General features: G+C 56.0%; 14 protein-coding genes, 1 pseudogene and 1 other annotated feature. Of the genes and pseudogenes, 1 reads left to right on the top strand and 14 read right to left on the bottom strand.

Annotated features, from left to right (window positions below):
- Nucleotides 1-68 precede the first annotated feature (68 nt).
- Nucleotides 69-1,115, top strand: coding sequence for a 3-deoxy-7-phosphoheptulonate synthase (locus IEX01_RS04870; RefSeq protein WP_024560440.1), 1,047 nt, complete (start codon nucleotides 69-71; stop codon nucleotides 1,113-1,115).
- 36 nt (nucleotides 1,116-1,151) lie between these two features.
- Here the strand turns inward: IEX01_RS04870 and selO are convergent, their stop codons facing one another.
- The 14 genes and pseudogenes from selO to infC all read right to left on the bottom strand — a co-directional run bounded on the left by selO (nucleotide 1,152) and on the right by infC (nucleotide 12,492).
- The gene (gene selO / locus IEX01_RS04865) at nucleotides 1,152-2,600 is read right to left on the bottom strand and encodes a protein adenylyltransferase SelO (RefSeq protein ID WP_188723346.1); all 1,449 of its coding nucleotides are present in this window, start codon (nucleotides 2,598-2,600) and stop codon (nucleotides 1,152-1,154) included.
- Between the two features lie 61 nt (nucleotides 2,601-2,661).
- Nucleotides 2,662-3,372 (bottom strand): EAL domain-containing protein, encoded by a 711-nt coding sequence (locus tag IEX01_RS04860; RefSeq protein WP_024560438.1) that lies wholly within the window; start codon nucleotides 3,370-3,372, stop codon nucleotides 2,662-2,664.
- A gap of 349 nt (nucleotides 3,373-3,721) precedes the next feature.
- Complete coding sequence (locus IEX01_RS04855; protein ID WP_024558083.1) at nucleotides 3,722-5,032, bottom strand: 6-phospho-beta-glucosidase; 1,311 nt, start codon at nucleotides 5,030-5,032, stop codon at nucleotides 3,722-3,724.
- A gap of 171 nt (nucleotides 5,033-5,203) precedes the next feature.
- Nucleotides 5,204-5,668: an NlpC/P60 family protein gene (locus IEX01_RS04850; protein WP_024558082.1), complete on the bottom strand. Its 465-nt coding sequence runs from the start codon at nucleotides 5,666-5,668 to the stop codon at nucleotides 5,204-5,206.
- Nucleotides 5,669-5,748: 80 nt separating this feature from the next.
- Nucleotides 5,749-6,486, bottom strand: coding sequence for a vitamin B12 ABC transporter ATP-binding protein BtuD (gene btuD, locus IEX01_RS04845; protein ID WP_029697747.1), 738 nt, complete (start codon nucleotides 6,484-6,486; stop codon nucleotides 5,749-5,751).
- A 12-nt stretch (nucleotides 6,487-6,498) separates the two neighbouring features.
- The gene (locus tag IEX01_RS04840) at nucleotides 6,499-7,050 is read right to left on the bottom strand and encodes a glutathione peroxidase (protein ID WP_024558080.1); all 552 of its coding nucleotides are present in this window, start codon (nucleotides 7,048-7,050) and stop codon (nucleotides 6,499-6,501) included.
- A gap of 29 nt (nucleotides 7,051-7,079) precedes the next feature.
- Nucleotides 7,080-8,060, bottom strand: coding sequence for a vitamin B12 ABC transporter permease BtuC (gene btuC / locus IEX01_RS04835; protein WP_024558079.1), 981 nt, complete (start codon nucleotides 8,058-8,060; stop codon nucleotides 7,080-7,082).
- A gap of 103 nt (nucleotides 8,061-8,163) precedes the next feature.
- On the bottom strand, nucleotides 8,164-8,463 hold the full coding sequence (gene ihfA, locus IEX01_RS04830; RefSeq protein ID WP_024553451.1) for an integration host factor subunit alpha: 300 nt from the start codon (nucleotides 8,461-8,463) through the stop codon (nucleotides 8,164-8,166).
- A gap of 4 nt (nucleotides 8,464-8,467) precedes the next feature.
- Nucleotides 8,468-10,834, bottom strand: a complete 2,367-nt coding sequence (pheT, locus tag IEX01_RS04825) for a phenylalanine--tRNA ligase subunit beta (protein WP_188723345.1) — start codon at nucleotides 10,832-10,834, stop codon at nucleotides 8,468-8,470.
- A pseudogene (locus IEX01_RS21500) lies at nucleotides 10,814-10,903 on the bottom strand (hypothetical protein); the annotation flags it as partial. The gene pheT and the pseudogene IEX01_RS21500, both read right to left, overlap by 21 nt.
- A 54-nt stretch (nucleotides 10,904-10,957) precedes the next feature.
- Nucleotides 10,958-11,081, bottom strand: a sequence feature (Phe leader region).
- Complete coding sequence (gene pheM / locus IEX01_RS04820) at nucleotides 11,032-11,076, bottom strand: pheST operon leader peptide PheM (RefSeq protein ID WP_152525475.1); 45 nt, start codon at nucleotides 11,074-11,076, stop codon at nucleotides 11,032-11,034. (Overlaps the previous feature by 45 nt.)
- A gap of 115 nt (nucleotides 11,082-11,196) precedes the next feature.
- Entirely contained in the window at nucleotides 11,197-11,553 is a 357-nt protein-coding gene (rplT, locus tag IEX01_RS04815; protein WP_007374646.1) for a 50S ribosomal protein L20, read from the bottom strand.
- A 102-nt stretch (nucleotides 11,554-11,655) separates the two neighbouring features.
- Entirely contained in the window at nucleotides 11,656-11,853 is a 198-nt protein-coding gene (rpmI, locus tag IEX01_RS04810) for a 50S ribosomal protein L35 (RefSeq protein WP_001124225.1), read from the bottom strand.
- A 96-nt stretch (nucleotides 11,854-11,949) separates the two neighbouring features.
- Nucleotides 11,950-12,492, bottom strand: a complete 543-nt coding sequence (gene infC / locus IEX01_RS04805) for a translation initiation factor IF-3 (protein ID WP_071788487.1) — start codon at nucleotides 12,490-12,492, stop codon at nucleotides 11,950-11,952.
- Between the last annotated feature and the right edge of the window lie 2 nt (nucleotides 12,493-12,494).

Below are 12,494 nucleotides of genomic sequence, written 5' to 3'. Positions count from 1 at the left end.
TTCGTTTATCGTGATGGCCATCACTTCCCGGCGCTGTAGCCGGGAAGCAACCACTTTCGAGACACCCAATGAATAAAACCGATGAACTGCGCACAGCGCGCATCGACACCCTTGTGACGCCGGAGGAGCTGGCGCAACGCTATCCCGTTACGCCGCAGGTGGCGGAACATGTTACCCGCGCACGTCGCCGTATTGAAAAAATCCTGAATGGCGAAGATAACCGCCTGCTGGTGGTGATGGGGCCCTGTTCTATTCACGATCTTTCCGCTGCGCTGGAGTATGCGCAGCGCCTGCAACCGCTGCGCGAAAAATACCAGTCGCAGCTTGAAATCGTTATGCGAACTTACTTCGAGAAGCCGCGTACGGTGGTCGGCTGGAAAGGATTGATTTCCGACCCGGATCTCAACGGCAGCTACCGGGTTAATCACGGCATAGAGCTGGCGCGCCGTCTGCTGGTGCAGATAAACGAGCTTGGCGTGCCGACCGCCACCGAATTTCTGGATATGGTGACCGGCCAGTATATTGCCGACCTGATTAGCTGGGGCGCTATTGGCGCGCGCACCACCGAAAGCCAGATTCATCGTGAAATGGCTTCAGCCCTCTCCTGCCCGGTGGGCTTTAAAAACGGCACGGACGGCAATACCCGCATCGCAGTGGACGCTATTCGCGCTTCCCGCGCCAGCCACATGTTTCTCTCTCCGGACAAACATGGCCGCATGACGATTTACCAGACCAGCGGCAATCCCTATGGTCACATCATCATGCGCGGCGGAAAGCAGCCTAACTACCACGAAGCGGACATCGCCGCCGCCTGCGCCGCGCTGCGTGAGTTTAACCTGCCGGAGCGGCTGGTGGTCGACTTCAGCCATGGCAACTGCCAGAAGCAGCACCGACGCCAACTGGAAGTGTGTGAAGAAATTTGCCGCCAGCTGCGCGCCGGTTCGCAGGGCATCGCCGGGGTGATGGCGGAAAGTTTCCTGGAAGAAGGCACCCAGCCGGTCGCCGCCGGGCAACCGCTGGTTTACGGCAAGTCCATTACCGACCCTTGCCTCGGCTGGGAAGACAGCGAAGCGCTGCTCGCGATGCTTGCCGACGCGATGCAAAGCCGCGCGTAAACCTCCAGCCAAAAGGCGCCTTGCGGCGCCTTTGTTTTAGCTTGAACAGCTGACCTCAAGCCTTTTGCCCCAGTCTGGCGGGCGATGGGTGAAATCATCATCGCGATCCGCAAACGGGTTTTGCAACGCCTCGCACAGGCGCGCCAGCTCGCTGGGGTCATCTTTTTCTGCCCCTTCAATGGCCCGCTGCGCCAGCCAGTTTCGCAGCACAACCGCCGGGTTTACCGCTTTCATTGACTGCTGACGAGTTTCATCCGCCACATCCTCCTGTTGCAGACGCTCGCGATAACGGCCAAACCAGCTGTCGAACGCCGCCCGGTCGATAAACTCGTCGCGCAGCGGCGAGGCGGCGGAAAGCTGCTCCGTCTGGCTCAGCATACGGAAAGTGCGGGTGTAATCGCTGCCCTCACGAGCCATCAGCGAGAAGAGCTCCGTCAACAAATCGTTATCCGCCATCTGCTCGGTATGAAAACCTAACTTCGCGCGCATTTGCTTGCCGTAAGCGCGTATCAACGCCATCTGATAACGCTCAAGGCCGCTGTTCAGCGCGTCCACATCAATGAAAGGCGACAGCGTCTGCGCCAGTCGTTGCAGGTTCCATAACCCAACGCCTGGCTGATTATCAAAAGCATAGCGTCCCTGATAGTCGGAGTGATTACAGATAAAATGCGGCTGATAATCGTCCAGAAAGCCGTAGGGGCCGTAGTCGATAGTGAGCCCCAGAATAGACATGTTATCGGTGTTCATGACGCCGTGGGCGAAACCGACGCTTTGCCAGTGGGCCATCAGCGATGCGGTGCGATCCACAACGTCATTGAACCACAGGATGTAGCGATCCTGTTCCTGCGCAAGATGAGAGAAATGGTGATGAATGACGTAATCAGCCAGTTGCTGCACCTTTTCCGGCTCGCGGCGGTAGTAAAAGTGCTCGAAGTGGCCGAAGCGCACGTGACTTTCAGCAATACGTATTAACATCGCGCCGCGTTCCATGGTTTCTCGTCGCACTGGCGTATCGCTGGTGACAATAGAAAGCGCCCGGGTTGTGGGAATACCAAGATAGTGCATCGCCTCGGAGGCGAGGAACTCGCGCACCGTCGAGCGCACCACGGCGCGGCCGTCGCCCATGCGGGAATAAGGCGTCAGCCCAGCGCCCTTCAGGTGCCAGTCGAATTTACGTCCGTCGGGCAACTGCTGCTCGCCAAGCAAAATGCCGCGCCCGTCGCCCAGTTGTCCGGCCCAGACGCCAAACTGATGGCCGCTGTATACCTGGGCGAGCGGGGCCATGCCCGGCAGCAGCGCTTCGCCGCCCCAGACCCCAGCGGGCTGGTCTGGTGTGAAAAGAGAATCGTCAAGCTGCAGCGTCTTCGCCAGCGGTGCGTTGTGCCAGAGCAGGCGGCTATTTTTCAACGGTGTTGGGGAAAGCTCGGTATAGAAACCCGGCAGCTCGTCGCGCCAGGTAGATACAAATTGGGGGTTTTCGCTCATGAGGCCTCCTGCCCTAAGTGTAGTGCCTTAAACGTCAGGCAAACACGGTTATCGCGCAGGGTTATTCAATCAGCGATGCCAGCGAAGCGGCCATCACTGGCGGCCACAGTCTGCCTTGTACCGCCCCCACCCCAAGCGCGATGGCGTGACGACGGGCAATTTCATTGTCGATGCCCGGCAGAATCAGCGTGTCGCAGCAGGGCGAGATTTGCTTAATAATGGCGGAAATAAAGGGCTCGAAGGTGGAAGGCGAAAGCTGCCGGTTAATAAATTGCTTATCGAGTTTAACCCGACGATACATTCCTTCATACACCGCCCGACTGGTGGCCCCGCCCGAGCCATAATTCGCCAGCAGCAGCGGGTGGAGAGCCTGTAGCGCGTTCAGTTGCGGATGCGCTTTGCCTGCGTTCAGGCCGGGATAATCCTCAGTAAGGCTGAACTCCAGAAACGGCAATTCGCTGACCCTTTTCTGTAGCGCCACGCCGCTTAACAGCGCGCTGACGATAATCTCGTCCACGCTGACCCAGGCCAGCACCTGATTTTGTATAAAAAATTCCCGATTTTGCTCCAGCAAACTAATAGCTTCATAAAAAAGGATGAGCCGCTGTTCTGCAGTAATACGGGAAAGCACTAAGCCAGGCGGAATACGCACCGAGGCGTTATCGCTAATAAAGTCAGCGATAAGTTCTACGCCCAGTAGCGAGTGATCTCCCCGACGTACAGGGAGAAATAAATACTGCGAATGATATTTGACGTCGAGCGAAACAATCATTATTCACGCTCCGTCTGGTAAGGTGATACGCAATGAGTATGTTGCATATCACAACGGTGCAACCAGACTGTTTTTATTGCAATAATTAGCATGCTCTGTCCTTAGAGTTTCAGAATTATCCTTAGCTTCTTTTAGCTTATCCTGGTTATTCGTCAATAGACAAACAGACTGAAAATTTCGCCGCCAATATAAATAATTTGTAAGATATCGATTACAAATAGACTTAATTTATTTACCGTCGGGAAAGTGCATAACTATTTTTTAACGAGGGCGATTAAGCGCAGCCTAATTGTTTAACGCTTTTTACGGGACGTACATTACCGTCCCGCTATTTCATCTATTCCTGCTATCAAATGAATGGCCTGAGGTAGTCCCGGTTCAATATTAATACTTCATCCAGCAAATCGGCTGCAAGCTTCGCATCACCAATAAGCGGGTTAACGATAAGCGCCAACAGCGCCGCTCGTTTATCGCCATTAACCGCCGCTTCAATGGTCAGTTGTTCATACGTTTTTATCTGCGTCGTCAGGGCATGCATCGCAGGGGACAACGCGCCAAACGCCAGCGGCTTCGCGCCAGTGGCATCGACAATGCAGTTCGTTTCCACCACCGCATCTGCCGCCAGCCCCTGGATAGCCCCCAGGTTCGCGGTATTCACTACGAGCTGCGCGCCAGTATCGTTATGAATAGCTGCGATTAATTCCAGCGCAACCTGCGAATAGAACGCCCCGCCGCGAAAGCGTAACGCTTCCGGCTTGTGGTCGAGTTGCGGATCGCGATATTGCCTGAAAAGCGAATCTTCAACTTTCATTACCTGTTCAGCGCGCGTACCTCCGGCTTTGGCATCCGCCTGCTCTTCCTCAAGCATTTCGCGAGTGAGATAAAAATAACGGTGATAGGGGCATGGGATTGCGCCAAGCGCTCGCAGCAGCGCGGCAGGCCACGGCGCTTCTTTGATGTTGTTCATGGTCATCGTCGCGCCGTTGCACAGCTTATCGATAACCTCCCGCGTACGGTTTTCACCGCGTACATTCACTTCATGCACCCACACCATATGATTTAAACCAGCGAACCGCAGGCGCAACGCCTCAAACGGCTCATCCAGCATCTGGGCAAGCATATGGTGCATGGTGATCGGCACGTTGCACAGGCCGATAATTTTCGCTTTCGTATGGCGCTGCACCGCCTCGGTCACAATGCCTGCCGGGTTAGTGAAGTTGATAATCCAGGCCTCCGGCGCCAGGGCTTCAACTTTGCGGGCGATATTGAGCATCACAGGAATGGTGCGCAGCGCCTTGGCGAAGCCGCCGACGCCGGTGGTCTCCTGCCCAATAAGGTTGTACTTCAATCCCAGACGCTCATCCGCGGCGCGCGCCTTCAGCTGGCCTACGCGCAGTTGCGTTAATACAAAGCTCGCGCCGCGAATCGCCTCGTCCGGCTGAAAATGAACCGTCACTTTTACCGCTTCCATGCCATTCTTCGCCAGCATCCTGCGGGTGAGCGCCGCGATAGTCTCTACTTTCTCACGCCCCTGCTCTACATCCACCAGCGCCAGCTCGCGCAGTTCGACTGTCTCCCGACGCGCAATTAAGCCTTCCACCAGTTCTGGCGTATAGCTGCTGCCGCCGCCGATAACCGCAATTTTGATTTTGTTACCCATTGCTGCTCCTTCGCCTGATAGCTCTCGTTATTGCCCGCGGTGCGCGAGCGCCCGCTAAGCGTAGCGTCAGGTGGGTAAACAGGAAGAGAGCTGGCCGCCATTGTTACAAAGTCGGGCCAGCAAACGCGGGAAGTGTGAAGAGAAACGCCCGCCGCACGCGACGGGCCAGCATCAGATACGGCGCGCCTGCCAGAATTTTTTGCGCCAGTAGACGTTATCAAGCGATGAGCGGATCACGCCCTGGCTGGTAGAGGCGTGGATAAACTGATTATCGGTGTCATAAATACCGACGTGCAGGCCGTTCTGACCGCTGCCGGTTTTGAAGAAGACCAGGTCGCCCGGCAGTAAATCATCTTTATCGATTTCAGTGCCGATTTTCGCCTGCTGGCGCGTTTCCCGCGGCAGCTGTAACTCAAACTTATCGCGGAAAGTCAGCATGACGAAGCCGGAGCAGTCCACCCCTCCCCGGCCCATGCCGCCATAACGATACGGTGTACCGCGCCAGTGGCTGAGCTGATCGTTCAGGCCAGCGATAACGGAGATGGAATCAGAGAGCCGTGGATTGGGAGGCGGTGCGCGATGATGGCTGCATCCGGCCAGCACCAGCGTCGCCACAACGATTAACCAGAGCCGCATTTTCAGGCAAATCCTCTACCCTGTTTTTATTTTGGCTAATGTAGCCTGCCCCGACGCGCCGAAGCAAGACAGAGAAGCGCCTAAAGCGGGCAAATGAGCATACTGTGACCTTCCACCTGAAGGCGACGAAACGGCAGGCCATAAGCGGCGCCCAGCAAGGCTGGCGTGAGCACGTCGTCGCGCTTGCCTTCGGCTATCAGCTTGCCGTCACGCAACAGCCAGACCCGGTGCGCATGGCGCAGCGTATGGTTGAGATCGTGGCTGCTTGTCACGACCGTTACGCCCGCATCGCAAAGCTGGTAAATGACTTTATCAAGTGCCGCCTGCTGGGCCACGTCCAGGCTGTTCATCGGCTCATCGAGCAGCAGCAGTTTGCCATGCGGATTAGTTTGCGGATCAATTTGCAGCACGACGGCAGCGAGCCGCACCCGCTGCCATTCGCCGCCGGAGAGCTGGTTAACCGGCCGGGTGAGCTTGTCGCCAAGCCAGAGCGACGTGGCGACGTCGGTCATTCTTTTTTCATTCGGACTGGCGTGCTGGTGCAGCGCCAGATAATGCCAGACGGGCATGGCGAAGGGCGGCATCTGCTGCTGCGCGAGATAGGCGCGATGGCGGGCAAGCTGCTCGCTACGCCACGCGCTCAGCGGCTCGTCGACGAAATCGATGCTGCCCGCGCCGCTGGTAAGCCCCGCCATTCGCGAAAGCAGCGTGCTTTTCCCGGCGCCGTTCGGCCCGACCAGATGCAGTAATTCGCCAGGCTTAACGCTGGCGGAGAACGGCTCCAGACGGCCGGACACCGCCACATCGCGCAATTGCATCAGCGCCATCGTTTATTTCGCCAGCGCGACTTTGATAGCTTCCATCACGATAGGATCTTCCGGCGTCATATCTGGCGCGAAACGCTGCACCACCTGCCCATCGCGGCCAACCAGGAATTTTTCGAAATTCCACAGAATGTCATCCGGATAGAGCGGCGCGCGCCCTTTGCTGGCCAGACGCTCATAGAAACCGCTTGATTCCGGCGCGACAGCTGTCGGACAGGCGGCAATCAGTTTCTGGTAAAGCGGGTGACGGTTCTCGCCATTCACATCAATTTTGCTGAACAGCGGAAAGGTGACGCCATAAGTGGTGCTGCAAAACGTTTTGATCTCTTCTTCGCTGCCCGGCTCCTGACCGAGGAACTGGTTGCAGGGGAAAGCCAGCACGCTGAAACCCGCCTCTTCCCAGGCCTTATGAATATTCTCTAACTGTTCATACTGCGGCGTCAGGCCGCATTTGGAAGCGACGTTGACAATCAACAGCACCTTGCCTTTCCAGCGTTCGAGTGACGTGGTTTCCCCGTCAATGGTGGTCACTTCGGTGTTCAGCACATCGTGTTGCATAGCATCCCCTTAATGGTGGTGTGAGGAACTTAACGTCCAGCCCTTAATAATAGCCAGATAAATACCGGCGCGCCCAGCGTTGCGGTGACGACGCCTATCGGCAACTCCGCCGAAGCGAGCGCCAGCCGGGCGATAACATCAGCCGCCAGCAGCACCGCCGCCCCCGCCAGCGCGCAGGCGGGCAACAGGACGCGATGGTCAGTCAGCCCGCATAGCCGCAGCACGTGCGGGATAACAAGGCCGATAAAACCAATAGCGCCTGAAAGCGCTACGCTTACCCCCACCAGCCAGCCCGTCGCGATAACCAGCAGGTTGCGCCACAGCCACACCGGCAGGCCGAGTTGGCGCGCGGAGGTTTCGCCCAGCGCCAGCATATTGAGCGGCAGCGCCTGGCGGCAGACCCATATCATGACCGGCAACAGCGCAGCCATAAGCCAACCGTGCCGCCAGTCAACCCCGCCGAAACCGCCCATCATCCAGTACATCAGCTGGCGCAGATCGAGGCTGGTGGAGAAATAGACCGCCCAGGTCATCAACGCGCTGCAAATGATGCCCAGCGCCACGCCAGCCAGCAGTAGTCGGCTATTAGAAAGATGCCGTCTGGCAAAACGCAGCAGAATAAGCGTGATAATCAATGCCCCGCCGATGGCGCACAGACCGAGCACCCAGCCGGGCAGCGCGCCGTGGCCCAGCAGCACGGCGGCGATTAGCCCGACGCCTGCGCCGTTCGACACGCCAAGCAGCCCGGGTTCAGCGAGCGGGTTTTCAAACAGCGCCTGCATAATGGCGCCAGAAAGCGCCAGCGACGCGCCAACCACCAGCACCGCCAGCGTGCGCGGCAGACGAATTTGCCAGACGAATAGCTTACCGCTTTCGCTAAACCAGTCCGTCGGCCCCAGCCATTTGTCGCCCACGCAGAGGCTGAACAGCATCGCAAGCAGCGTGAACGACAGCAGGCTCCACAGCCAGCGCTGCTCGCGCTGGCGTTGTTGTTCAATAAAAGAGAGCATGAATGAATTGGTCGTTATGATCGCAATCCGTTGATTCTACGGCCCTGCGACCGCCCAAAAAAGAAAAAAGGCCGCACGATGCGGCCTTTTTGACTAGGTCAGATTACTCTGTCTTCGGCGAAGCGTTCTCAACCCGGCTTTTTAACTTCTGACCGGGTCGGAAGGTCACCACACGGCGCGCCGTAATGGGGATATCTTCACCGGTTTTCGGGTTGCGTCCGGGACGTTGGTTCTTATCTCGCAGGTCAAAATTACCAAAACCGGAGAGTTTCACCTGTTCGCCATTTTCCAGCGCGCGACGGATCTCCTCGAAAAACAGCTCCACCAGTTCTTTGGCGTCCCGCTTGCTAAGCCCAAGCTTATCAAACAGATATTCTGACATTTCCGCTTTAGTAAGCGCCATAGGTTCAATCCCTCAATGATGCCTGGAATCGCTCTTTTAGTGCCTCTACACATCTCGCAACAGTAGCGGCAATATCCTCTTCTTCGAGTGTACGGCTGGTATCCTGAAGGATCAGGCTGATGGCAAGGCTCTTGTAACCCTCCGCAACACCCTTACCACGGTACACGTCAAATAAGTTTACGCCAACTATCTGATTTGCGCCAACTTTCTTACATTCGGCCAAAATATCTGCTGCCGGTACGTTTTCAGACACGACCACAGCGATGTCGCGGCGGTTCGCCGGGAAGCGAGAAACCTCGGCGGCTTGCGGCACAATACGGTCCGCTACCTTGTCCCACAGCAGTTCAAACACCAGCGTACGGCCGTTGAGATCAAGCTTACGCTCGAGTTCCGGATGCACAACGCCAATGAAACCAATGCGTTCGCCCTTTAAATAAATGGCAGCACTTTGGCCAGGATGCAAGGCCGGATTGGCTTCTGCCTTAAATTCAATTTCAGATAATTTACCGGTAAGCTCCAGAACGGATTCCAAATCGCCCTTCAGATCGTAGAAATCCACTGCGCTTTTCGCCTGATCCCAGTGCTCTTCATAGCGGTTGCCGCACAGCACGCCGGACAGCATAAGATCCTGACGAATGCCGAGGTCCGCCTGCGTATCAGGCACAAAGCGCAGGCCGGTTTCGAAAATGCGCACGCGGTTCTGCTGACGGTTCTGGTTGTACACCACTGTGCTGAGCAGGCCGGTCCACAACGACAGACGCATCGCGGACATATCGCTGGAAATCGGGCTTGGCAGGATCAGCGCTTCTTCGCCGGGGTGCAGCAACTGCTGTACTTTCGGATCGACGAAGCTGTAGGTGATCACTTCCTGGTAGCCTTTATCCACCAGCATCGTTTTCACGCGCTTAAGGGAGAGATCCGCTTCACGGTGGCTGCCCATCTCCAGCCCCGCCTGCACCGGCTCGTTCGGGATATTGTCATAACCATAGACGCGAGCGACCTCTTCCACCAGGTCTTCTTCGATTTCCATGTCGAAACGCCAGCTCGGGGCAACGGCCTGCCACTCGTCCTGACCTTCGGTGACTTCGCAGCCCAGACGTTTAAGAATGTCGGTCACTTGCTCGTCTGGGATCACGTGGCCAATCAAACGATCCAGTTTGCTGCGACGCAGGGTAATGGTCGCACGCTTCGGCAGATGCGCTTCGCTGGTTACATCCACTACCGGGCCCGCTTCACCGCCGCAGATGTCGATCAGCAGACGGGTAGCTCGCTCCATGGCTTTGTATTGCAGCGCCGGATCCACGCCGCGCTCATAACGGTGAGACGCGTCGGTGTGCAAACCGTGGCGACGGGCGCGACCGGTGATGGAAAGCGGATTGAAGAACGCGCACTCCAGCAGCACATCGCGCGTTTCGGTGTTCACGCCGGAATGTTCGCCGCCAAAGATGCCGCCCATCGCGAGCGCTTTGTTGTGGTCAGCGATAACCAGTGTATCTTCATTGAGCTTCGCTTCGTTGCCGTCCAGCAACACCAGCGTTTCGCCCTCTTTCGCCATCCGCACCACAATACCGCCTTCAATGCGGTTCAGGTCGAATGCATGCATCGGCTGCCCCAGCTCCAGCAGCACATAGTTAGTAACATCGACAACCGCGTCGATAGAGCGGATGCCGCAGCGGCGCAGTTTTTCACGCATCCACAGCGGAGTCGGCGCAGAAACGTTAATGCCTTTTACCACGCGCCCCAGGTAACGTGGGCAAGCCTCAGGGGCGTCAACGCGGATAGACAGCGTGTCGTTTACAGTCGCGGCGACAGGCGCCATTTCCGGCTCGTTCAGCGGCAGCTGGTTCAGAACCGCCACATCGCGCGCCACGCCAATGATGCCGAGGCAGTCGGCGCGGTTCGGCGTTACGCTTATCTCAATGGTATTGTCGTCAAGCTTCAGGTACTCGCGGATATCGGTGCCGATCGGCGCATCGGAAGGCAGTTCGATAATCCCGCTATGATCGTCGGAAATACCCAGCTCGGAGAAAGAGCAAAGCATGCCTTCTGAAGGTTCGCCGCGAAGCTTCGCCGCCTTGATTTTAAAATCGCCCGGCAGAACTGCGCCGATCGTCGCCACGGCGACTTTCAGTCCCTGACGGCAGTTTGGCGCGCCACAGACGATATCAAGCAGGCGTTCGCCGCCGACGTTAACTTTCGTTACGCGCAATTTGTCTGCGTTCGGGTGCTGCCCGCACTCCACCACTTCACCCACGACCACACCATGGAAAGCGCCGGCAACCGGGTCAACGCCATCGACTTCCAGCCCCGCCATGGTGATTTGGTTTGCTAACGCTTCGCTGTCCAGGGAGTGCAGGCCGCCATTTTCCACACGGCGGCCCGGGAGCGATACGTCGATGGTTTCCGCAGCCAGACGGGCGTTCAGCGCCGCGCTCTCCAGCGCTTAATAGTGGCGTTGTGCCGTAATCATTAGTGTTCTGCAAAACCATCAGGCAATAAAAAAGCCTCCACAAAGGAGGCTTTTGGCGCTATTTTCCGTTTCTTCTTTCACGCGCTAGCCTCCTGAAATCAGGTGCTAAAGTAAAAAAAGAAGCGGAAAAGAGCAGCATTCATGCTTGCAGTTACCTTATGTTCACGTCTTTTGCGTCTATTGAAAGGGCTAAGCGAACAATTGTCAACGTATTGAAGCAGTTAAGTTAAAAGAGGGAGACAAGCTCCCTCTTTCAAACTGGCTTACGCCAGAGCTGCTTTCGCTTTTTCAACCAGGGCAGAGAATGCCACTTTGTCGAATACGGCGATGTCAGCCAGGATCTTACGGTCGATTTCAACAGAGGCTTTTTTCAGGCCGTTGATGAACTTGCTGTAAGAGATACCGTTCTGACGTGCTGCTGCGTTGATACGTGCAATCCACAGTTGACGGAACTGACGCTTTTTCTGACGACGGTCACGATAAGCGTACTGACCAGCTTTGATAACAGCCTGGAAGGCAACGCGGTATACGCGAGAACGCGCACCGTAGTAACCTTTAGCTTGTTTCAAAATTTTCTTATGACGTGCACGTGCAATCACACCACGTTTTACGCGAGCCATGGCTCTCTCCTGTATCTATATTCTGATGTTGCCTTACCCGACGTGTCGCTGCATTGCGATATCGCTGGGATTTCGGCGATAAAAAAGTTAAAGGTTAACGGCTTATGCGTACGGCAGGCACGCGATTACCAGACCCAGATCGCCTTTAGAAACCATGGCTTTCGGGCGCAGGTGACGTTTACGCTTGGTTGCTTTTTTGGTCAGAATATGACGCAGGTTAGCGTGCTTGTGCTTAAAACCACCTTTACCGGTTTTTTTGAAGCGCTTAGCAGCACCGCGTACGGTCTTAATCTTTGGCATTTTATTAACTTCCACTTCGCATTGTTGATAAACGAAACCCAGGCGAACAAAACCTGTGAAGCCTGGAGGCCTCACAGGGAATGTTACTTGATGGCCTTACTGTTTCTTCTTAGGAGCGAGCACCATAATCATCTGGCGGCCTTCGATCTTCGTTGGGAAGGATTCGACTACTGCCAGTTCTTGCAAATCGTCTTTCACGCGATTAAGCACTTCCATACCGATTTGCTGGTGGGCCATTTCACGCCCGCGGAAACGCAGGGTGATTTTGGCCTTATCGCCTTCTTCGAGAAAGCGAATCAGGCTGCGGAGTTTTACCTGATAGTCGCCTTCGTCAGTACCAGGACGGAATTTGATTTCCTTAACCTGGATAACTTTCTGCTTCTTCTTCTGTTCCTTAGAAGACTTGCTCTTTTCATAGAGGAATTTGCCGTAGTCCATTATGCGGCAAACTGGCGGCTCGGCGTTAGGGCTAATTTCAACTAAATCGACCCCGGCTTCTTCAGCCTTCTCAAGAGCTTCTCTCAGACTGACAATACCAATCTGCTCGCCATCCAGACCTGTTAAGCGAACCTCTTGTGCGCGAATCTCACCATTGATGCGATTAGGGCGCGCCGTTTGAACTCGTTTTCCGCCTTTAATAC

The organism is Franconibacter daqui, from assembly GCF_014644275.1.
In the GTDB taxonomy this organism is placed as follows: Bacteria; Pseudomonadota; Gammaproteobacteria; order Enterobacterales; family Enterobacteriaceae; genus Franconibacter; species Franconibacter pulveris.
Note: the sequence above shows the minus strand (reverse complement) of the source record. Positions and strands in the feature narration are given on the sequence as shown.